23 protein-coding genes are annotated in these 21741 nt (G+C 55.9%); 11 read left to right on the forward strand and 12 right to left on the reverse strand.

Features of this window, described 5'->3' with window-relative positions:
- Positions 1-71 precede the first annotated feature (71 nt).
- Complete coding sequence (locus AUQ42_RS00815; RefSeq protein WP_068517058.1) at positions 72-749, reverse strand: FadR/GntR family transcriptional regulator; 678 nt, start codon at positions 747-749, stop codon at positions 72-74.
- A 212-nt stretch (positions 750-961) separates the two neighbouring features.
- Between AUQ42_RS00815 and AUQ42_RS00820 the strand changes: the two genes are divergently transcribed.
- The 6 genes from AUQ42_RS00820 (at position 962) to AUQ42_RS00845 (ending at position 5702) form a co-directional block, all read left to right on the forward strand.
- Entirely contained in the window at positions 962-1744 is a 783-nt protein-coding gene (locus tag AUQ42_RS00820; RefSeq protein WP_068517059.1) for a transporter substrate-binding domain-containing protein, read from the forward strand.
- A 39-nt stretch (positions 1745-1783) separates the two neighbouring features.
- Entirely contained in the window at positions 1784-2455 is a 672-nt protein-coding gene (locus AUQ42_RS00825) for an amino acid ABC transporter permease (protein WP_068517060.1), read from the forward strand.
- Positions 2448-3101, forward strand: a complete 654-nt coding sequence (locus tag AUQ42_RS00830) for an amino acid ABC transporter permease (RefSeq protein ID WP_068517061.1) — start codon at positions 2448-2450, stop codon at positions 3099-3101. The genes AUQ42_RS00825 and AUQ42_RS00830 overlap by 8 nt, the downstream gene beginning before the upstream one ends.
- The gene (locus AUQ42_RS00835) at positions 3088-3816 is read left to right on the forward strand and encodes an amino acid ABC transporter ATP-binding protein (protein WP_068517062.1); all 729 of its coding nucleotides are present in this window, start codon (positions 3088-3090) and stop codon (positions 3814-3816) included. The genes AUQ42_RS00830 and AUQ42_RS00835 overlap by 14 nt, the downstream gene beginning before the upstream one ends.
- A 126-nt stretch (positions 3817-3942) precedes the next feature.
- Positions 3943-5193, forward strand: a complete 1251-nt coding sequence (locus tag AUQ42_RS00840) for an MFS transporter (protein ID WP_068517063.1) — start codon at positions 3943-3945, stop codon at positions 5191-5193.
- Between the two features lie 35 nt (positions 5194-5228).
- On the forward strand, positions 5229-5702 hold the full coding sequence (locus AUQ42_RS00845; protein WP_068517064.1) for a YaiI/YqxD family protein: 474 nt from the start codon (positions 5229-5231) through the stop codon (positions 5700-5702).
- A 98-nt stretch (positions 5703-5800) separates the two neighbouring features.
- Here the strand turns inward: AUQ42_RS00845 and AUQ42_RS00850 are convergent, their stop codons facing one another.
- The 7 genes from AUQ42_RS00850 to AUQ42_RS00880 form a co-directional block, all read right to left on the reverse strand.
- The gene (locus AUQ42_RS00850; RefSeq protein WP_068517065.1) at positions 5801-6259 is read right to left on the reverse strand and encodes a hypothetical protein; all 459 of its coding nucleotides are present in this window, start codon (positions 6257-6259) and stop codon (positions 5801-5803) included.
- Between the two features lie 259 nt (positions 6260-6518).
- Complete coding sequence (locus AUQ42_RS00855; RefSeq protein ID WP_068517066.1) at positions 6519-7976, reverse strand: aldehyde dehydrogenase; 1458 nt, start codon at positions 7974-7976, stop codon at positions 6519-6521.
- Positions 7977-8028: 52 nt separating this feature from the next.
- Positions 8029-8745 (reverse strand): ABC transporter ATP-binding protein, encoded by a 717-nt coding sequence (locus tag AUQ42_RS00860; protein ID WP_068517067.1) that lies wholly within the window; start codon positions 8743-8745, stop codon positions 8029-8031.
- Positions 8738-9472, reverse strand: a complete 735-nt coding sequence (locus AUQ42_RS15835; RefSeq protein ID WP_068517068.1) for an ABC transporter ATP-binding protein — start codon at positions 9470-9472, stop codon at positions 8738-8740. The genes AUQ42_RS00860 and AUQ42_RS15835 overlap by 8 nt, the downstream gene beginning before the upstream one ends.
- Entirely contained in the window at positions 9469-10452 is a 984-nt protein-coding gene (locus tag AUQ42_RS15840) for a branched-chain amino acid ABC transporter permease (RefSeq protein WP_082817651.1), read from the reverse strand. Before AUQ42_RS15840 ends, AUQ42_RS15835 begins: the two co-directional genes overlap by 4 nt.
- On the reverse strand, positions 10452-11321 hold the full coding sequence (locus AUQ42_RS00875; protein WP_068517069.1) for a branched-chain amino acid ABC transporter permease: 870 nt from the start codon (positions 11319-11321) through the stop codon (positions 10452-10454). Before AUQ42_RS00875 ends, AUQ42_RS15840 begins: the two co-directional genes overlap by 1 nt.
- Before the next feature lie 103 nt (positions 11322-11424).
- Positions 11425-12642 carry an amino acid ABC transporter substrate-binding protein gene (locus AUQ42_RS00880; protein WP_082817652.1) on the reverse strand — a complete coding sequence of 406 codons (1218 nt, stop codon included), beginning with the start codon at positions 12640-12642 and terminating at the stop codon, positions 11425-11427.
- A gap of 316 nt (positions 12643-12958) precedes the next feature.
- Here AUQ42_RS00880 and AUQ42_RS00885 point away from each other — a divergent pair, with 316 nt between their 5' ends.
- The 3 genes from AUQ42_RS00885 to AUQ42_RS00895 all read left to right on the forward strand — a co-directional run bounded on the left by AUQ42_RS00885 (position 12959) and on the right by AUQ42_RS00895 (position 16274).
- Positions 12959-13936: a helix-turn-helix domain-containing protein gene (locus tag AUQ42_RS00885; RefSeq protein WP_068517070.1), complete on the forward strand. Its 978-nt coding sequence runs from the start codon at positions 12959-12961 to the stop codon at positions 13934-13936.
- 159 nt (positions 13937-14095) lie between these two features.
- A complete protein-coding gene (locus tag AUQ42_RS00890) occupies positions 14096-14944 on the forward strand; it encodes a DUF3750 domain-containing protein (protein WP_068517071.1) in 849 nt (282 codons plus the stop codon).
- A 112-nt stretch (positions 14945-15056) separates the two neighbouring features.
- Positions 15057-16274, forward strand: a complete 1218-nt coding sequence (locus tag AUQ42_RS00895; RefSeq protein WP_231856636.1) for an MFS transporter — start codon at positions 15057-15059, stop codon at positions 16272-16274.
- Between the two features lie 38 nt (positions 16275-16312).
- Here AUQ42_RS00895 and AUQ42_RS00900 read toward each other — a convergent pair whose 3' ends face one another.
- The 3 genes from AUQ42_RS00900 to AUQ42_RS00910 form a co-directional block, all read right to left on the reverse strand.
- Positions 16313-16837 carry a TspO/MBR family protein gene (locus AUQ42_RS00900; RefSeq protein WP_068517167.1) on the reverse strand — a complete coding sequence of 175 codons (525 nt, stop codon included), beginning with the start codon at positions 16835-16837 and terminating at the stop codon, positions 16313-16315.
- Between the two features lie 103 nt (positions 16838-16940).
- Entirely contained in the window at positions 16941-18170 is a 1230-nt protein-coding gene (gene zigA, locus AUQ42_RS00905) for a zinc metallochaperone GTPase ZigA (RefSeq protein ID WP_068517072.1), read from the reverse strand.
- A 215-nt stretch (positions 18171-18385) separates the two neighbouring features.
- The gene (locus AUQ42_RS00910; protein ID WP_068517073.1) at positions 18386-19081 is read right to left on the reverse strand and encodes a glutathione binding-like protein; all 696 of its coding nucleotides are present in this window, start codon (positions 19079-19081) and stop codon (positions 18386-18388) included.
- A gap of 154 nt (positions 19082-19235) precedes the next feature.
- Here AUQ42_RS00910 and AUQ42_RS00915 point away from each other — a divergent pair, with 154 nt between their 5' ends.
- Both AUQ42_RS00915 and AUQ42_RS00920 read left to right on the forward strand, forming a co-directional pair.
- Positions 19236-19928: a glutathione S-transferase family protein gene (locus tag AUQ42_RS00915; protein ID WP_068517074.1), complete on the forward strand. Its 693-nt coding sequence runs from the start codon at positions 19236-19238 to the stop codon at positions 19926-19928.
- Between the two features lie 132 nt (positions 19929-20060).
- Complete coding sequence (locus AUQ42_RS00920) at positions 20061-20384, forward strand: hypothetical protein (protein ID WP_068517075.1); 324 nt, start codon at positions 20061-20063, stop codon at positions 20382-20384.
- Between the two features lie 106 nt (positions 20385-20490).
- Here AUQ42_RS00920 and AUQ42_RS00925 read toward each other — a convergent pair whose 3' ends face one another.
- Positions 20491-21714 carry an MFS transporter gene (locus AUQ42_RS00925; RefSeq protein WP_068517076.1) on the reverse strand — a complete coding sequence of 408 codons (1224 nt, stop codon included), beginning with the start codon at positions 21712-21714 and terminating at the stop codon, positions 20491-20493.
- Positions 21715-21741 lie beyond the last annotated feature (27 nt).

Below are 21741 nucleotides of genomic sequence, written 5' to 3' on the forward strand. Positions count from 1 at the left end.
GAAGGGCACCGCGTTAATGAAACCCCCATCTGCGCAAGCGGGTGGGGGTTTTGTTTTGCCCGGAATTCGGATCAGGGGCGCAAAAAGGCGATCTTGGCCCGGGTCGCGGCACTGAGAACATGGAAATGCATGGCGTCGCGGGCGCCAGACGGGTTGTGTTCGCGGACATAGCGCAAAACCTGTTCATGTTCGGCCAGCGGGGCGGCAATCGCCTTGGCATTGGCAAAGGGCAGCATCTGGTTTTCATGGATGGTTTGGGCCGCAGGGTGCATGGCCTTGGCAAACATCGGGTTGCCCGATGCCAGCAGCAATATCTCATGAAAGTCTGTATCAGCCATGGCCGCGGCAATCAGGTCGTCCTGTTCAAGCGCGGTGCGCATGTCGGTGATGCTGGTTTCAAGGGCGTCAAGATGATCCTTGCTGCGCATTTGTGCGGCCAGACCCGCCACATAAGGTTCGATTGCCAGTCGGAACTGATAGACCTGACCGGCCTGGCGGTTGCGGTCCTGATCAAGGGGTGTCTGATGGTGACGATCGGCAATGTATACACCCTTGCCAGCATGAATATGGACCATCCCCAAAGCTTCGAGGGTGGCCAGGGCTTCGCGCAGGCTGGTGCGGCTGATGCCCAGTTCGGTTGCCAGAACACGTTGGGCCGGTAACGAGTCACCTGCTTTCAGATCATTGTTTTTAATCAGATTTCGTATGTCCCGCGCGGCGCGTTCCGGGGCGGTTTCGCTGCGTGCCATCTGTTGTTCCTGTTGCTGGTCAGACCAGTTTAATAGTTTTTGATATTCGAAAGTGGCCGGTTTTTCGGGGTTTAGGATTGATCTGATATTGAATTTACGCTGAAGAAAAAATTATTCATAGACAAAAGATCAAAAAATGTGCAGCGTCAGTATCAGGTTAAAAATAGTGCATAAGCAAATCCAGAAAATCACAGACAGACGGGTAGAGGCTTATGAAACAGTTTTTCAAAACCGCGATTGCGGCCGTTGCGATCCTGACCGCGCCGCTTGGTGCAGCGTCAGCAGGCGCGCTTGACAGCATTGCCGAGGCCGGGGTTCTCAAGGTTGCGGTCCCACAGGATTTCCCGCCATTCGGATCGGTTGGTACTGACATGCAGCCCAAGGGCTATGACATTGATATGGCCGCCCTGATCGCCGAAGATCTTGGCGTCAAACTTGAACTGGTGCCGGTGACGTCGGCCAACCGCATTCCGTACCTGACCACCGGCAAGGTCGATCTGGTGATTTCCAGCCTTGGCAAAAACCCGGACCGTGAAAAGGTGATCGATTTCAGCGCACCTTATGCCCCGTTCTATAACGGCGTTTTCGGGCCTGCTGATTTTTCGGTCGAGAAGGCCGATGACCTTTCGGGCATGTCGGTCGGTGTGACCCGCGGGGCGATCGAGGATCTTGAACTGACCAAGATTGCGCCGGCTGATGTCGATATCAAACGCTATGAAGACAATAACGGCACGATTTCGGCATTCCTTTCGGGGCAGGTTGATCTGATTGCAACCGGCAACGTTACCGCCGCTGCGATCATTGAGCGCAACCCGCCGCGCAAGCCGGAACCGAAATTCCTGATCAAAAACTCGCCCTGCTATGTCGGTCTGAACAAGGACGAGCCGGAATTCATGGCCAAGGTCAACGAGATCATTGCCGCATCCATGGCCGATGGCCGTTTGAATGCGATTGCCGAAAAGTGGCTTGGCATTCCGCTTCCGGAAAAGCTCTGAGCAATTTCAAGCCACACCTGACGGGATCGTTGCAGATCAATGGCATATAAATTCGACTTTGGCGCGATCGTGCCGCATTGGGAACTTCTGGTCGACGGGATGATCCTGACGACAGAATTGACAGTGATCGGTGCTGTTGTCGGCGTCGGATTGGGGATCATGGGGGCGTGGGCGCGGGCGTCGCGCGCCCCGGTGATCAGCCAGATTGTCGGTGTCTATGTCGAACTGATCCGCAACACCCCGTTTCTGGTGCAGCTGTTTTTCATCTTTTTCGGGCTTCCGGCCCTTGGCGTGAAGCTTTCCGAATTTCAGGCCGCCGTATTGGCGATGATCGTCAATCTCGGGGCCTATTCCACCGAAATCATCCGGGCGGGTATCCTTGCCATTCCGCAAGGCCAGATCGAGGCGGCCCAAAGCCTTGCCATGAACCGGGTGCAGATTTTTCGTTATGTGGTTTTGCTTCCGGCACTCAAGAAAATCTGGCCGGCCCTTTCAAGCCAGATCGTGATTGTGATGCTGGGATCGTCGGTCTGTTCGCAAATTGCAGCCGAGGAGCTGACATTCGGGGCGAACTATATTCAGGCGATCAATTTCCGCGCCTTTGAAGTCTATTTCGTGGTGACGGGTCTTTATCTTGCGATGTCGATCCTGCTTCGGATGGGGTTGAAAGTTTTGGGCAATTTCCTGTTTGAACGGCGGCGTCATGTCTGAATTTTCCCTGTGGGATATTGTTTATAACCTGCTGCTTGCGGCGCGCTGGACGGTGTTGCTGTCGCTGACCGCGTTCGTTCTTGGCGGGATTGTCGGGTTGTTGCTTTTGATGGTGCGCACGGCGGGCAACCCGTGGGTCGTGCGGTTTGTGCGCGGCTATGTCGAACTGTTTCAGGGCACGCCGCTTTTGATGCAGCTTTTCATCGTGTTCTTTGGCTTGCCGCTGATCGGGCTTGATGTATCGCCCTGGGTGGCGGCGACATTCGGGTTAACACTGTTTACCAGTGCGTTCCTGACCGAGATCTGGCGCGGGTGTGTTGAATCGGTTGGCCGTGGCCAGTGGGAAGCATCGGCCAGCCTTGGCATGAATTTCACCCAGCAGATGCGCTATATCGTCTTGCCCCAGGCGCTTCGCATTGCCATTCCGCCAACGGTCGGTTTTTCGGTCCAGGTCGTCAAGGGAACGGCTGTGGCATCGATTATCGGTTTTGTCGAACTGACCAAGGCCGGCACCATGATCACCAACGCGACCTACGCGCCGTTTACGGTCTATGGCTGTGTCGCGGTGATGTATTTCCTGATTTGTTATCCGCTGTCGCTGTTTGCCCGTCATCTGGAAGGAAAGTTCCGCAATGTCGCTCGTTGAATTGCATGCCATTCATAAAAGCTTTGGCGCGCTGGAAGTCCTTAAGGGCATCGATCTTTCGATTGACGAGGGGCAGGTGATTGCCCTGATCGGCAAAAGCGGGTCGGGCAAAAGCACGCTTTTGCGAACGATCAACGGGCTTGAGGCGATTGATGACGGCGTCATCATGGTGGGGGGCAAGAAAATCAGCGAACGCGATACGGATTTGCTGGCCCTTCGGCTTCAGGTCGGCATGGTGTTTCAGCAGTTCAATCTGTTTCCCCATTACACTGCGCTTGAAAATGTGATGCTGTCCCCGCAGGTCGTCAAAAAGCAATCCAAGGCCGAAGCCCGCGAAATTGCCGAGGAAATGCTGACCAAGGTCGGGCTTGCCGACAAGATGATGCATTACCCCGATCAGCTTTCAGGCGGGCAGCAACAGCGCGTGGCGATTGCGCGCGCCCTTGCCATGAAGCCCAAGGTGCTTTTGTGTGACGAGGTGACATCAGCACTTGATCCGGAACTGGTCAACGAGGTGCTGGCGGTTGTCCGCCAACTGGCCGAAGAAGGCATGACCCTTGTCATGGTGACCCATGAAATGCGCTTTGCGCGCGAGGTGTGCGACAAGCTTGTTTTCATGCATCAGGGCCGCATTCACGAAACGGGCGACCCGGAAGAGGTTTTCGCCAACCCGAAAACGCCCGAGCTTTCAAGTTTTGTCGGGGGGCTGGCATAGGGATTTGGCGGACCGTCCTGTGATGGTTTTATGACATCTTGCTGCCAAGTCCCGGAAGTCCGTCGCGATTTTTGTTCCGGCGCGCTAGAACGAAACCCGATGCCATGGGCGAACAGGGGTGTTTTCATGCGCGAGGACGGGCATTCCGGGAACGGAGTGACAAGTACAGCAGCCCGGACAGGGGCGGTGATCGGGGTTCTGGACCGTTTCCCGGCACTGGTGTTGGGATTGCTTCTGGTCGGGGCGTTTTGTGCGTCCAGTGCCGCACCGCTTGCCGGGCTTTATGTTGTTGAAGGCCTTGGTCAGCCGCCCTGGAAAATCAGCATGGTGGCGGTTGTTCAGGTCTGTGTGACGCTTTTGGTCAATCGCGGGTTCGGGCGTGCCATTGATCGCGGATTTCCGGTCAAGATCCTTTTGATCACCAGCATCCTTTGCTTTGCGCTTGGCATGTTCATTCTGGGCGCGATCCGTAATTACTGGGTTTATCTGTGTCTGGTGTCGATCCTGCTTGGGGTCGGGGCCGGGGCGCTTTCGGTGATGTATTCATTTGGCCGTCTGTTTGCCGAGCAGACCGGGCGCGATGTGGTCAAATTCAACGGATTTTTGCGCATTCAGACATCGCTTGGCTGGATGGTCGGGCCGGCGGCATCGCTGTCGCTTTACGGGGCGTTCGGGTTTGCCGCGACCTATTTCACGATTTCGGGGCTGGCGGCGGTGTGGTTTGTGGTTTGTTTGCTGATTGTGCCATCTGCGTTCAAAACCCATCACCCGAACAGCCTGAAATCCGGCGCGAAAGTCCCGTTCAATTTCGGCCTATTGCAGGCCTGTGTGCCGGTATTTTTCATTGCGGCGGCCAATGTGGTGTTTGTATCGGCGATGCCGCTTTATTTTTCGGCCGAGCTTGGGCTGGTGGCGTCATCGGCGGGGTTTGCGCTAAGTGTGAAATGCCTTGTCGAAGTGGTGGTGATTTATTTCTGTGCGAAGCTGATCCGAAAGGTTGGCGAGCGCAAGGGAATGCTGATCTCGGCCGTGCTAGGCGCGATATTCTTTGGCCTGATCCATGAAGCCGGAACGCTGGTTGATGTGCTGGTGCTGGCGGTGCTTGACGGGGCTTATTACGGGATATTTGCCGGGATCAGCATGACATTCGTGCAAAACTTCGCCAAGGACCAGCCCGGCATCGCCACCGGATATTATGTCAGTACGCTTTTTGTTGGCGGCTTGTTGGGGAACCTTCTGACCGGTGTTGTCGCCAGCGCATATGATTTTCGAACCACGGTTCTGATGGCATGCCTGTTTGCCGCGATCGGGGCGGTCATTTTGCTGATCAGCCGCGATGTTAACCCGGATGCCAAAACAGCGGCGTCATCAAGATGACTTGACTTTGTCGGGCGTGCGGCGATGATCGCGCCATGTCTGAACAAACCCAAAATACACGCCCGCGTTTGTTTGTGGATGCCGATGCCTGTCCGGTAAAGGCGGAATGCGAACGTGTGGCTGAGCGGCACAGGATCGAGATGATCCTGGTGTCCAATGGTGGTATTCGTCCGTCGCGCAATCCGTTGATCAAAATCGTGATCGTGCCGCCCGAACCCGATGCCGCCGATGACTGGATCGCCGAGAATGCCCGGGCGCGCGATGTGATTGTCACCAATGACATTCCATTGGCGTCACGCGGGCTTGAGATCGGGGCGCGGGTGTTAAAGCCCAATGGCCAGGAGTTTACGGAAGCCAATATCGGCAATGCATTGGCCGGGCGCGAGATCGCGGCCCATATGCGTGAAGTCACGGGAGAGCAGGGGCGCAATGCGGCCTTTACCCAGAAAGACCGGTCGAAATTTTCAAGCGCGCTTGAGGTGCTGGTACAGGCGGTTCTGCGCGGCTGATCAGACTGAGAGACAAAGAGAAATGCAAAAGAGGCCGTCCTGTTTAAGGGCGGCCTCTTTTTTCAGGTCAGGATGCTGATGGTGATTTTGGCATCGCCTTAAAGGCTGGGTTCCTGACGTTCAGGCTGCGGGTTTGATGCGGTGGTGAGGGCCGGGGTGCTGCCGGGCGTGAATGTTTCGCCACGGCCAAGGGCGTTCATCCCCTTGATGACGCGGATCAGGGTCCAGACGAACCAGTAAATGCCCAGCGCCAGCGGCACGATATACAGAATTGCACCGATGCCAAGCGTCATGAAACTCAATGCGCCAATCAGCATGTAAAGCACGATATTGATGACCATGATGATCACGCCGCGCCAGAAAATGGCAATCTGGTGTTCGAAATGATTGGCGGCAACCGCGTCGCTAGTCGTGCGGTTCATATAGGCCATGACGACCCCGGCCAGCGCCGTCAGACCGGTCACAAAGCCGACCAGATAAAGAATGTAAACAATGTTCGCCAGATTGCGGCCTTCGCCGCTTGGCGCTTGTGGAGCGGAATTGGTGGTTGCTTCCATTATGTCCTCAAAATCTAATATGAAGAGAAAATAAACAATTCGATACCACCTTAAAGAGAGTTGAAGATGAAGGCGAGGAAATAGTGATTGAAATCAATCGGCTGCAAAACAAAACAGGCCGCCGGACATAAAGTCCGACGGCCTGCACACAGGTCCTGACTTGCAAGGGAACTCAGTGCAAGTCAGGCTTCCCCCCTGCGTTAGCTGATTGAACGGGAGAGCCGGACAGAAGTTCCATCCGGTTCCAGTTCCAGTGAGCTTAGAACGGGTAGTGGCGTTTGCCGCTTTGGATGGTGATCCAGCGCATTTCGGTGAATTCGTCGATCGATGCCTGGGAGCCAAACCGGCCATAACCGGACGATTTCACGCCGCCAAACGGCATCTGTGCTTCGTCCTGAACGGTCGGGCTGTTGATGTGGCAGATCCCGCTTTCAATGCGTTTTGCAACGTCCATGGCACGCGGAATATTGGTCGAGAAGACCGCAGATGACAGGCCATATTCGCTGTCATTGGCGATGCGAACGGCTTCGTCTTCGTTGCCGGCACGAATGACGACACAGATCGGACCAAAGCTTTCCTCGGAATAGATTTTCATTGCCGGGGTGACATGATCAAGAAGGGTCGCGTCCATCAGAACGCCATCCTTGGCCTTGCCCGAACCGGCCACCAGTTTGGCACCCTTGGAAACCGCGTCTTCGACCAGTTCTTCGATGCGATTGACAGCTTCGACATTGACCACACCGCCAAGGATGTGTTCGGCCTTGGCCGGGTCGCCAGCGGTAAGGGTTTTTGCCTTGGCAGCCAGTTTGGCAACGAATTCGTCGGCAACCGCATTGTCAACGATCAGACGTTCGGTCGACATGCAAATCTGGCCCTGGTTCATATAGGCGCCGAATGCCGCGCCATTGACGGCTTCGTCAAGGTCGGCATCGTCAAGAACGAGGAACGGGGCCTTGCCGCCCAGTTCAAGCAGAACCGGTTTGAGATGTTCGGCACCCAGCTTGGCGATGATGCGGCCAACACGGGTCGAGCCGGTAAAGTTGATGCGACGTACCGCCGGATGGGCAATCAGGGTTTCGACGATTTCCGGGGCATCTTCCGGGGCGTTGGTGACAACGTTAACGACACCTTCGGGTGCGCCGGCTTCGACCAGGCATTCACCGATCAGGCGATGCAGGGCCGGGCAAAGTTCGGACGCCTTGAGCACCACGGTATTGCCACAGGCAAGCGGCATGGCAATGGCGCGCGTGCCCAGAATGACCGGTGCGTTCCACGGTGCAATGCCCAGAACAACACCGACCGGCTGACGCACACCCATGGCCATCAGGCCCGGATGATCGGACGGAATGATATCGCCGGTGATCTGGGTGGTCATGGCACCGGCTTCGCGGAGCATGTTGGCCGCAAGATGGGCGTTAAAGCCGCCCCACATGCGGGTACTTCCGGTTTCATCAAGGACAAGCTGGCCGAACTGGTCGCCCTTGGATTCCATGATGTCGGCGGCCTTGAGCAGGATCTTGCGACGGGCACCCGGACCCATTTTCGACCATTCCGGGAAGGCCGCGGCAGCGGCATCGGCGGCCTTGCGGGCATCGGCGGCGTTGGCCGCCGCGGCAACCGTTGCGGTTTCGCCGGTGACCGGGTTTTTGCGTTCAAACGTGCGGTTGTTTGATGCATTCACATCCTGGTTGCCGATCAACAATTTTACATCATTCATGACGTTTCTCCTGACTTTATCAATTACTGCTGCGAGGTGGCGAAAAGCGGCATCATGCCGCCCCAAGGCCAAGGAAGGCCTTTTGCACAGCAGGGTCGGATTGCAGGGCCCGGGCGCTGTCTTGTCCGGTGATGGCCCCGTTTTCAATCAGATATCCCCGATCTGATATGGCAAGGGACTGGTGCGCGTTCTGTTCGACCAGAAGAACACCAACCCCGGTTGTACGAATGGCGGCAAGCGCCTTGAACAGATCCCCGGTCATGATGGGTGACAGACCAAGGGAGGGTTCATCAAGCAGCAAGATATCGGGATTTGACATCAGCGCACGGCCAATGGCGACCATTTGCTGTTCGCCGCCGCTCATGGTGCGGGCGGCCTGGTTCAAACGTTCGGCCAGTTTGGGAAACAGCCCGATCACCCGATCAAGGTTTTGTTTTTCCGATGCGCGTGCCCGTTTGGCAAAGGCCCCGAGTTCAAGATTTTCACGCACTGTCAGTTCGCCGAAAATGCCGCGGCCTTCGGGGACAAGCGCCAGACCGGCTTCGACGATTTTGTGGGCGGAAAGATCGGTAAGCTCCGCCCCGGAAAGATTGATGCGCGTCCCATCCTGTGCGGTGACAAGGCCGGCACAGGCTTTGAGCAGGCTGCTTTTGCCCGCACCGTTGGCACCAAGCATCACAACGATTTCACCGCGATCCACGGTCAGCGATACATCGCGCAGGGCTGCGTGTTTGCCATAGGATACAGACAGGTTTTTGATATCAAGCATGGCTGTCTCCCAGATAGGCGCGGACAACTTCGGGATCGGAAAGGACTTCGTCAGGCGTGCCATCGGCGATCTTGGCCCCGGCATTCATGACAACGCAACGATCGCACAGGCTTCTGATCGCATCCATCACATGTTCAACCATGATGATGGTCAGGCCTTCTTCCTTGAGCTGACGGACCAGGGCAATGCCGTCCTGAAGTTCGGACGGGTTCAGACCGGCCAGCCATTCATCAAGCAAAAGAAGCCTGGGCTGAAGGGCAAGGGCACGGCCCAGTTCAAGGCGTTTCTGATCGATATAGGTCAGATCACCGGCAGGCGTGTGGGCCTGTTTGGCAAGACCGATCCGGTCCAGAAGTTCAAGGGCCGCCGAATGGGCGGCATCCCCCCATAACGGATTGGTGCGATAGGCAAGACCGGCTTCGATATTTTCCACGCAATCAAGATCAGGCAGAACGCGGACAAGCTGGAACGTGCGCGCAATGCCGGAATGGCTGATCTTGTGGGCCGGAAGGTTTGTGATGTCCTTGCCGCTGATGATGACCTTTCCTTCGTTGGCCTGAAGGGCACCGGAAATCAGGTTCATCACCGTGGTTTTGCCCGACCCGTTCGGACCCAGCAGGCCGACAATTTCACCGGCATGGACATCAAACTGCATCTGATTGACCGCAATCAGACCACCAAATGCCTTATGCAGGCCCGAGATCGAGAGAAGAATTTCGGTGTTCATGCTGTTTTCTCCCCTGATTTGCGGGTGGTTTCGGTGTCGGTTGAAAGGGTGCGCTTTTTCGGTGCACGGTATTTTTCATACAGACCCACCACACCACCGGGCAGAAGATAGACAATCACCATGAACACACAGCCAAGCAGGATGCTGAAATGGTTCGGGAAGCTTGCGGTCAGAACTTCAAACAGAAGGGTCAGCGGAATGACGCCCAGAAGCGGACCCAGCAAGCGGCGCGGACCGCCCAGAAGTGCCATGATGACAACCTGGAATGACAGCATCGGGTTAAAGGCAATCACCGGATCGATATAGGTCCAGCGCGGTGCGATGATGGCGCCGGTCAATGTCATGAATAGGGCAGACAGAACAAACAGCGCGACTTTGACGCGGGTAACATCAATACCGCAATGCTTGGCGACGGTTTCGTCTTCGCCAATGATGCGAAGCGCAAAGCCAAGGCGCGAACGCCCAAGGACAAAACCGGTCAGAAGCAATACGGCAAACAGGGCCAGCAACTGCCAGTAAATGTCATTCTGGGTGATATCAAGGAAGACATAGCGGCCCATTTCACGGGTGACATTGACTTCGTACCAGCTGACAACCTGACGGACCAGTTCGGTCAGGCCAAAGGTGAAGATCACGAAATAAACACCCGCCAGTCGCAGGGTCGAAAAACCGACCAGAAGGGCAACAACCGTTCCGGCAAGACCCGCACACAGAAGAACAAGCGGGAAGGCCATGACTTCACCGAGGACTGCCACCGTATAGGCGCCAATGCCAAAGAACACGACAGTCGCAAGCGAGATATAGCGCGTCGGGCCGGAAAACATCGACCAGGCTGTGGCAAGCACGGCGAAGCTGACGACACTGATGGCAAGCGACATGTAATAGCTGTCAACAAGCGACGGCAGGAAGGCAAGGGCGGCAAAGATTGCGGCACCGATGGCCACCGGCCTGATGAAATCGGGTTTCAGGAAGGGTGTCATTATGCGGTCCTCCCGAACAGGCCGGATGGTTTGATCAGCAAGACCAGAAGGAAGATCACATAGGTGACAGCAATGGTCAGGCCCGGATCGATATAGGTCGCCACCAGACTTTCGGCGATGCCAAGGATCAGACCGGCAATCAGCGCACCGAGAAGGTTGCCCACCCCGCCCATGATCACAACGATCAGGGCCTTCATGGTAAAGACAACACCCATCGAGGTCGAAAAGGTCAGGAACATGCTGACCAGAACGCCGCCGACAGCCGCGACCGCACCGCCAAGCGCAAAGGCAAAGCAGGCTGCGAAATTGACATCAATGGCAACAAGGCGGGCCGATGTCGGATCAACCGCAACCGCACGGAGGGCGGTGCCAATACGGGTACGCGTCAGGATCAGATAGAAACCAAGGCCAATGACAATGGCAAAGCCAAGGGCAACCAGACGGTTGGCCGCGATGGCCGCGCCAAACACGTCAACCGCGTCATTAAGGAAATCATAGCTGTAATAATTGCCGCCAAACCAGACCAGCAGCACACCCTGAACGATGAACAGCAGGCCGAAGGTGGCCAGAATGCTGTCAACTTCAAGCATGCCACGGTTTTTGGCACGCGCGACCAGCGGGGTCAGCAAAAAGCGATAAATGCCCCAGTTCAGCGCGAAGCTGAGTGGAATGATGATCAAAAGACCAAGGATCGGATTGATCCCGAGTGCGGTCATGAAAACAAAGGCAATAAAGGACGCGACGATCATCAGTTCGCCATAGGCGAGATTCATGATGCGCGAAACACCGTATTGCAGGGTCAGACCCATGGCGACAAGGGCATACATGCCGCCAAGCGTAATCCCCGATAATAATGCGTAGCTTAACATTCACTTCTTCCCAAAGGGGGGATCGGGTCCCGGACGGGGAGGTATCGGGGTTCCCGTGCGGTTGTGCGCACACGGAAACCCCGACAATCCTTTAAGGCTGCGATCAGTTCGCGCCTTTCCAGGCCGGTTTCGGGAAGACAAGTTCATGGGCGCCTTCCATGCTGGTCGGGGCAACGCCGACAAATTTGCCGTCCTGCCACTGACCGACCTGCCAGAAGGTCTGGTCGCCCGGCTTGTAGGTGCCAAGGATGGTGTCAAAGCCGCCTTTGGCCAGTTCGGCATTCACAGCTTCGCGGTCGGTGGAACCGGCACGTTCGATTGCCTGTTGCAGGGACTGAAGCGATGCCCAGTTGACGATCGATGCCCAGCGATCCGGTTCGCGACCGGCAAAGGCGATGTGACGTTTGATGTAGTCGGCGATCTTCGGGTCGTTTTCGCTGGCACCGCCAAGGCTTACGACGCCTTCGGCATCTGCGCCAAAGCGGTCCTTATACAGCGGGAAGGCCGTACCGACACCGGCATAGAAGACTTTGGGGTTGAAGCCCAGAACGCGGGACTGTTCGGTCAGGCCAAGGGTGCCCGGCGGATAGGAGAAGGCAACAAAGGTGTCTGCACCAAGCGATTTGATGTCATTGACGATGGTTGCAAGATCCTGGGAGCCCAGCGGATAGGTTTTGTCATAGACCAGATCAAAGTCGCGATCTTCAAGGGCGGCACGACCGGCCTTGGACAGTTCGATGCCAAAGCCGTCGGCAACAGCGATCATGGCGACCTTGTCATTGATTTTGCCGGCGTCTTTCAGGCCTTTGAGGAATTCGGCCATTTCGACAGCATATTGTTCACCGGTACCCAGCAGCCAATAGGAGTTTTTCCAGCGCTGAGCCAGTTGCGGTGCCTTGTCGGTCACAGCCGTACCGGCCAGATGGGCATAGCCCGCGCGATCAAGGATCGGCGCAACGGCAAGGTTCATGCCCGTGCCCCAGGGCGACAGGATGAAATCAACCTTGTCCTGGTTGATCAGGCGTTCAACCGCACGTACGGCTTCTTCGGAGCTTGATCGGTCATCATATTCGACGACTTCGATCGGGATCTGTTTGTCGCCGACCTTAAGGCCGCCGGCATCGTTGATTTCCTTGACCCACATTTCATAGTTGGGCGTGGTGCTGGTCGCAGCCCCCGGCGCGCCCGGCCCGGTTTTCGAAATGGCATAACCAATGCGATAGGTTTCCTGGGCATTGGCACCAAACAGCGTCGCGGTGCTCATCAATGCGGTGGTCGCCGCAGCAATGGTCGCGATGCGCAGTTTTGCTGAAATTTGCATGCTTTTCCTCCTGATCTCTTTGCAGAGACGGTTTTCCCGTTTGCGCGTATTTTCAGGAGTTTAGGCAAAGAGATTCTGTTATTTACTTTGGGATTCAAAGTAAATCTCCGGCGTATCCTCCCGCCCATTAGTTCGCAGATGCAAAATAATGGGAACGCATTTTTAATATGTATTGTTGTTTTTGCGGTTCCTTTGACCGTCACTCTAGTAAGCGATGGAACGGTTCCAATGTAAAGATAGCGAAATTGACATTTTAAGACGAAAAATTGTACTTTTATACGTATAACCATTTGGAATGGATGGGCGATAAAAAGGCATGTGTGCGCAGTCATCCCGCGATATCCCGGTATCCAGCCCGGCACGTCTGGCGGAAAATCCGTTTGAAGATCTGTTACCGGTCACGGCACAGGCAATGATGGACCGGTTTGATCATCCGTTATCGCCGCAAAGCTGGGTGATGAATGATCCGGGGCGGCGCGACCGGTGTTATGCGGTGCTGTTATTGTCCGGGCGGGCGCAGATCGCCCTGCGCCAGGGGGTGATTGATTGCAGGGCCCCGGCACTTGTGTGGTTGCCGCTTGGCGAGACGCAACGGTTTACGGTAACGGCGGGCAGCGAGGGTTATTTGCTGTCGGTGGCCGATGATCTTGTCGCACGTCATTGCGGGGATGGGGCGGGTGTTGCCGGGGGTAGTATGGCTGGTGGGGGGCTTCCGCTTCGGCTTGCGGCCGATACAGTGCATAATGTGACCCCGGCGGAAAACGGCGAAAACATTGCACATTTGCGCCGCAGTTTCGAGGCAATCCGGGCCGAGCTGATGCAAAATGCGTTGGGGGCCAGTCTTGTGGTCGGGGCGCATTTGCAGATCATTCTGACCATGGTGTTGCGTCTGGCCGAAAATGTAATGGAACAGCGCGACAAGCATCGACCGGGTTCGATTACCTTTCAGCGGTTCTTGCAGGTGCTTGAGCTTCATTTCCGTGAACACTGGAATGTGGCCGATTATGCCACCGCCCTTGGCGTCAGTGAAAGGCGGTTGGGATCGGCTGTTTTGCGCGCGACCGGCAAGCCACCGCTTACGGTTATTCATGACCGCGTGTTGCGCGAAGCCTGCATGCGGCTGGAACAAAGTCCGCTGGGTGTGGCACAGATTGCCTATGGGCTTGGTTTTCGCGACCCGGCCTATTTCAGCCGGTTTTTCAAACGCTATATGGGGGAGGCGCCCGGCGCATACCGGCGTCTGCGGCGTGCGGCAGAACGGGTACGCGATGATACTTTTGCCGCCTGGCCATAGGGTTTTGGCCGGGTAACCGGTTGGTAAATGTCGCGAAAATGTATCAACGGCTCACGGCTTGTTGAATGCCGATCAAAGTTGCGTTGCCTTTTTTTGATCTTACTTCTTCGCTTTGATCGTAATGTTATTGCAACGCGAAATCAGATTGGATGAAAAACCTTGGGTAAAGGCAAAACACTTCTTCTTGGGCTTGTCGCGGTTCTGGTCCTGCCATTCGGGATCAGTCTTGCCGAAGATCCGCCCGGTCAGGACAAGAAAGAAAGCTATACCTGGCGCAATGCGCCGCGCCATTCATCGGGGGTTGCGCCAAGTGCGCAGGATCATGCCAATCAGGCCATTGTCATGGTGATGGCAGCCGATACATTTGGCTGGCGCGGATATTTTGCGGTTCATCCATGGATCATTTTCAAGCGTGCCGGTGAAACCAGCTATACCCGTTATGACGTGGTTGGCTGGGGTGGCGGCAATGTGGTGCGCAAGAACTATGCGATCCCCGATGGTCTTTGGTTCGGGGCCAAGCCGAAAGTTCTGGCCGATCATCGCGGCGAGGCGGCAGAAGCCCTGATTGACGAGATCGAGGCCGCGGTGGCGAGCTATCCGTTCCCCAATGAATATCGCAGCTATCCGGGGCCGAACAGCAACACCTTTATCGCCCATATCGGACGCGAGGTCCCCGACCTTGATCTTGATATGCCGGCCAATGCGATTGGCAAGGATTACCGCCCGATCACCAATCCGGTGGGCATGTCATCAAGCGGGCAGGGTGTGCAGGCCAATCTGCTTGGCATTCTTGGATTGTCGGTCGGGCTTGAAGAAGGCATCGAGTTCAATGTGCTGGGCCTGAATTTCGGGATCGATTTCAATCGCCCGGCCTTGCGGTTGCCGTCGGTCGGACGGCTTGGCATGGATAATGTCGCATCCGAGGATAATGACGGCGATGTCGCGACAAGCGAAGAAGCGCAGCATCGCGACGAACAGGCAGAAGTTCTTGCCGGACCAAGCAGCTAGTCCCTGATCCCGATAGCCGATCCCATTGGGCGGCGTTTGGTTTAAATGCTTGCCATTTCGATGAAATGCGGCGAAGTCTTGGGTTCATAAGAATCATTCGCAAGGCTTGGCCGTGTTTTCCCAAATCAGTCTGTTGGCCCGTCCGGGCCAAATCCCCGCGACCATCTGGATCCTTGGGTTTGTCAGTCTTCTGATGGATGTGTCCTCGGAGATGGTGCAAACCCTGTTGCCGCTTTACATGGTTTCGGGGCTCGGATTGTCGGCGGTGACCATCGGACTGATCGAGGCCATCGCCATCGCAACTGCAACCGCGACAAAATTATGCGCCGGTGTTTTTTCCGATCTGATCGGATCGCGCAAATGGCTTGTTGTGGTCGGGTACGGGTTTGGCGCGCTGGCCAAGCCGTTCTTTCCCCTGGCCGAGGGCTTGGGCGCGATTGTTGCCGGACGGTTTGTTGACCGGGTTGGCAAGGGCATTCGCAGTGCGCCGCGTGATGCGCTGATTGCCGATGCCGCCCCGGCCGATAAACGCGGTGCCTGTTTCGGGTTACGCAAATCCCTTGATACGGTCGGCGGCTTTGTCGGGCCATTGATTGCCGTTCTGGTCATGATGGCGTCGGGCGGGGATTTCAGGCTGGTATTCTGGCTTGCGGTTATACCGGCTGTGCTGGCGGTGGCGATGCTGGTGGCAGGCATCCGCGAACCTGAAACCGCACAGGGCCGCGACGGGCGTCAGACCATAATTGGTCTTTTGAGACGTTCGGGCGATCTGGGGCGCGGTTTCTGGCTTGTCATGGCGGCAGCGGCAATTTTGATGCTGGCCCGGTTTAGCGAGGCATTTTTACTGCTGCAAGCAGGCGCGGTCGGGATTGCGGCAAGTTATGTGCCGCTGGTTCTGGTATTGATGCATCTGGTTTATGGCCTGTGTGCCTATCCGGTCGGGGTGATGTCGGACCGGATAGGGCGGCGCGGGCTTCTGGTGGGTAGTATTGCGGTGCTGGCGGTGGCCGATCTGGTCATTGCCTTTGCGCCGGGAATTGCCGGCTATGTGATTGGCATCGGGCTTTGGGGGCTGCATATGGGCATGTCACAGGGGCTGATCGCGACACTGGTTGCCGATCACAGTCAGGAACGTCTGCGCGGCACGGCCTTTGGGGTGTTTAACCTGGTCTGCGGTGTTGCGCTGATGCTGGGCAATGTGATGGCCGGGCTGATCTGGGAACAGTTTGGCACCTATATGACCTTTGTTGCCGGGGCCGTGGCCTGTGTGATGGCCCTGATCCTGTTCGGGGTGGTGGTTATGCGGGGACACACGCCGGGCGCGAGATAGGCGAGAGCGCAAAACAGGCCGTGAAATTGGCCCGGACCCTAGCCGTTAAGATGCCAGATCGCCCCGTTCAGCAGGGTGGCAAACCCGACCCACAGCACATAGGGGATCAGAAGGATGCCCGCCAGCCGGTCGATTTTGAAAAACATCGCGCAATTGGCAATGATCAGGGCAAGCAGGATCACAATATCGACCAGCCCCCAAAAAGGTGACTGGGCGCCAAAGAACAAAAATGACCATGCCAGATTAAGCGTCAGCTGAAGCCCGTAAACAATAAACGGGCCCTTGGCATTGGCGATGCCGGCTTTCAGCCAGACCCGCCAGCCGCTAAAGGCGATCAGGAAATAAATGATGGTCCACATCGGACCAAACAGCCAGTTTGGCGGATTGAAGGCCGGTTTTTGCAAGCCTGCGTACCAGTCATTGACACTGGTTGCGGTTACGGCACCGCCTGCGGCCGATATGATCAGGCACAATACCATAAAGGCAATCAGCGCAAAGACCCTGGTGCGGTGATTGGGGGTGCGGTGATTGGGGGTGCGGGTTTCGGCATGTGGGTCACGCATTTCCGTTCCGATCATTTGGGGCAGCCATGTGGTGATAGTCGCATGTTTCTGACATCATAACCACATGGCATGCGTTTCGAAATCGGCTTGGCTGGTACCCGGTTTATGCAGCCCTTTTGCCCCATCGCGGAAACGGATCAGGCAGATTGGCATAACGGGCCGGATCAAAGGATGTGACCAGAATATCGTCAGCCTCATCGACAAGGCAGTCCGAAAGACGCTGGCGCAGGGCGGCCTCGTTCATGTTCTGACCGATAAAGACGATTTCCTGACGACGATCGGCAAAGACCGGATCCCATTTTGAAAAGACCATATCGCGCCATGCCGGATTGTCGGGCCATTGATCGCGCGGAACCGCGCACCACCATGTTCCAAGGGCCTCTGTCTTGACAGCTGCCCCGGCCTGACTGATTTCACCGACCCAGTCCGGGCGGGTCGCCAGCCAGAAATGCCCCTTTGCACGCAGGACGCCGGGCCATTCGCTATTGATGAAGGCATGAAACCGTTGCGGGTGAAAGGGCAGGGATGTACGGAAGGTAAAGCTTTTGATCCCGTATTCTTCGGTCTCGGGCACGTGATCGGCAAAGCCATAGAGTTCCTTGGCCCACAGCGGATGATTTTGTGCCCGTTCGAAATCAAACCGCCCGGTATTGAGGATGCGTTGCGGGTCAACGATGCTGTTGGTGGTTTCGATGATTTCGGCATCGGCATTCAGGGCCCTTAGAATGGCCAGTACCGATTGGCGTTGTTCGGTATCGACAAGATCAAGCTTGTTAACAACGATCACATCAGCAAATTCGATCTGATCAACCAGAAGATCAACAATCGATCTGTCATCCCCGTCGCCCAGGCTTTCGCCGCGGTCGGACAGAAAGTCGGTGGAACTGTAATCGGCAATCATGCGCGCGGCATCGACAACCGTCACCATGGTATCAAGCCGGGCAATATCACCAAGCGACTGGCCGTTTTCATCGCGGAAATCAAAGGTGGCCGCGACCGGTAACGGTTCGGAAATGCCGGTTGATTCAATCAGCAGATAGTCAAAGCGTCCTTGTTCGGCGAGGCGGCGGACCTCGGCCAGAAGATCATCGCGCAAGGTGCAGCAAATGCAGCCATTGGTCATTTCGACCAGCTTTTCATCGGTCAGGGAAAGCTCCGAGCCGCCATTGCGGACAAGGTCGGCATCAATATTGACCTCGGACATGTCATTGACAATGACCGCAACCCGCAAGCCACGGCGGTTGTTCAGAACATGATTGAGAAGAGTGGTTTTGCCCGCACCAAGAAAGCCGGACAGAACAGTAACGGGAAGGCGTTTCATCAGATCGACCATAAATGTGATGTTATAACGTAACATTTATGAGGAAGGGAGCCGTAATGCAATCAAAAAAGTAAGACGTCCCGAAAGGCTTGCCAGAAAGGCCTGGCAAAAGGCCTGGAAAAATGGGCGGGTAAAGGGGGAAGGTAATAGGTGGGGGCACAAGCTGCCGGTACAGACGATCCGGTCAAAAAAAAGACCCGGCAGGGACCGCCGGGTCTGTTTCGGTATCAGGCCGGTTTGGATGTCTGTCCAAACAGGATTTTCTTGCCTTCTTCCGTCACAGCAGGCTGTGCGGTGAATGGTTCGGCGGCCTTGTAGGCGGCAATGGTGGCCGGGCGCGCCTTGATGGTCTCAAACCAGCGTTTCAGGTTCGGGAAGTCATTGAGATCCTGTTGCTGTTTTTCATGGCTGACGATCCACGGATAGGATGCCATGTCAGCAATGGTATATGCATCACCGGCAATGAAGTTGCGGCCTTCGAGACGTTTGTTCAGCACACCGTAAAGACGGTTGGTCTCGTTGACGTAACGCGTGATGGCATAGGGGATTTTTTCAGGGGCATAGGTGCCGAAATGATGGTTCTGACCGGCCATCGGACCAAGTCCGCCCATCTGCCAGAACAGCCATTCCATCACCGTTTTGCGGCCGCGTATATCAGTCGGCAGGAACTTGCCGGTCTTTTCGGCGAGATATTGCAAGATCGCCCCGGATTCAAACACCGTGATGGCATCGCCGCCATCTGCCGGATCATGGTCGATGATGGCCGGCATGCGATTGTTTGGCGAAAAGGCCAGGAATTCCGGCTTGAACTGATCACCGGCACTGATATTGACCGGGAAAATCTTGTAATCCAGCCCGGCTTCTTCAAGGAACAGCGTGATCTTGTGGCCGTTCGGGGTAGGCCAGTAATAGAGGTCAATCATGGGCTTGGGGCTCCTGTGATGATTTTTGAGTGGCAGGGTCAATAAAGGAACCTTGCCAACTGAGACATTATCGGTCAATTTAAAACGAACGTTCCAAAATGCAATACCGGGTCACAGCTTTGTGTTATCAGGCGGGCCCGCAAGGAGACCATTGATGATCCGCTTCTATTTTCATCCGACCCCGAACCCGCAGAAAATCTCGATGATGCTTGAGGCATCCGGGCTTGAATATGAAGTCCTGCCGGTCGACACCCGCAAGGGTCAGCAACATGACCCGGCCTTTCGCGCGGTCAATCCCAATGGCAAGGTGCCAGCCATTGTCGATACCGACGGGGCCGGCGGCACGGAAGTCCGGGTGTTTGATTCCAATGCCATCCTGATGTATCTGGCCGAAAAGTCCGGCAAGTTTCTGGGCAAGCCGGAAGATCGTGGCGAGCTTCTTTCATGGTTGATGTTCATTGCCACCGGTCTTGGTCCGTTTTCCGGTCAGGCCGTGCATTTCCAGTATGTCGCCCCGGAAGGCAGCGATTATGGTGTGAACCGTTACCGCAATGAAATCGCCCGGCATTATCAGGTTCTTGAAGATCATATGAAGGGTCGTGAATTTATTGTCGGCGATGAAATGACCATCGTTGATATTTCGGCCTGGGGCTGGATCGACAAGGCGCCCTATGTGCACAAGAACCCGGATGTGATGGATAACTACCCCAACCTGAAACGCTGGTTCGCGGCGATGAACAGTCACCCGGCGGCAATTGCAGCACGCGATGTCGGCAAAGGTCACAGCTTCAAGACCGAAATGGACGAAGACGCCAAACGCGCGATGTTCCCGTCAAACTACGTTTGATTGGGCATTCCTTTGTGAGGGCGACCACGTCGGGAAGTTTGGTCTTGCAATGAATGCATCTTTAAAGTGCAATAGTTGTTTGATTGTGCAATCAAAAGGCCATGCCCAAACTTTTCGAAAGAGGTTGCTTGCATGCAGGAACTCGAACTTACAGACGGGCGAATTGTGCGCGTATGGTGGCTGTTGACTTGGCGATCGTTTGCGGGGGCGTTTGTCGGCGGCTTTGTGATCAGTTTCGTTATCCATTTTGGTATCGGCTTCTTTAACAAGGTATCTGGCGCAACGCTTGACGGCGGATTTATCGTTTGGCTTTTCAATGCTCTATGGATGTTTTTCTGGCAGTTCATCGTTGTACGGATGATGCTTCGAAAACATTACAAAGGTTTTCGTCTGGCGATTGTCGCCGATGACGTGCCTGAAACGGCAGAAGCCAGTCACACCGTGACCCCCGCATGAAAATCGCGCTGTCGGCTCGCGCGCTTCAGGTCGCCAGATGTAAAAACACCCCGGTTTTGGCCGGGGTGTTTTTCGTTATCCGATCAAACAGGATCATGGTTGGTGATCAGGACTGCGCCGCCTTGCGATCGGCGATCATTCTGATGGTCAGGCTGATGATGCCAGCCAGGATACCGACCGCCATCACCGACAGATAACCGCCGCTGGCAAATAGCTGGGTGCCAAGAACCGATCCGGATGCCATGCCGACAAACATCACGGTAAAGAAGACCGAGTTCAGTCTGCTGCGGGCTTCGGGGGCGATTTGATAGACAATGGTCTGGTGCGAAACCAGAGACGCCTGAACCCCCAGATCAAAGCCGATGGTGCCGATAGCAAGGATGGCAAGCTGTGCACTGACCGATGAGAGTGCGGGCACCATGCACATGATGGCAAAGGACAGGATCAGGATGACGGAGCCCAGTTTGGTAACCCGTGCCGGGCCATGGCGATCGGCAAGGCTTCCGACATAGCGTGCCATCATGGCCCCGACAGCACCTAGCAAGCCAAAGGCACCGGCAACGTCACTGCCAAGCCCATAGCGTTGATGCAGGATCAGCGAAAGCGACGACCAGAACGCGCTGAAGGCAACCGCAAGGAATGCCTGTGCAATGGCCGCATGGCGCAGCGATGGATGTTCTGTCCAAAGGTGCGCAAGGGATTGCAGAAGTTTGGGATAGCTCATCGTTGCGTGGGTTTGGAACGGCGGCAGGATCTTCCACAGCGCAAAGCCGATGATCAGGATTTGAACCGCAGCGAGTTGCAGCACAATGCGCCATCCGAAATATTCGGCGATCACGCCACTGACCGTGCGTGACAGCAGGATCCCGATCAAGAGACCGGTCATGACGGTACCAATGGTTTTGCCATGCAGATGTTTGGGCGACAGGATGGCGGCGGCCGGGACAATGTCCTGGGCCATGGTTGCGGTGATGCCGATCAGAAGGCTTGTGAACAGGATGGTGTTCAGGCCCGGTGAAATGCTGCCGGTCAGAAGCATGGCGGCAAGCAGGACACTTTTAAGGACGATCAGGGTTCTTCGATCATAACGGTCGCCAAGCGGCAACAGGAACAGAATGCCCAAAGCATATCCGACCTGGGTCACTGTCGGGATCAGTCCGGTTGTTCCGACGCCAAGCCCAAGTTCGGTCCCGATCATGTTGAGAACCGGCTGGGTATAATAGATCGAGGCCACGGCCGATCCCGCACCAAGGGCAAGCGCAAAGATGATGTTGCGCGATGGGGCGGCCGTGATCTGCTGCGGATCAGCAGTTGTTTGCGCGGTGGTCATTGAAAGCTCCGTAAAGCGGAATTGATT

Origin of the sequence: Thalassospira sp. MCCC 1A02491, assembly GCF_001613785.1 — a bacterium.
GTDB classification, from domain to species: domain Bacteria; phylum Pseudomonadota; class Alphaproteobacteria; order Rhodospirillales; family Thalassospiraceae; genus Thalassospira; species Thalassospira povalilytica.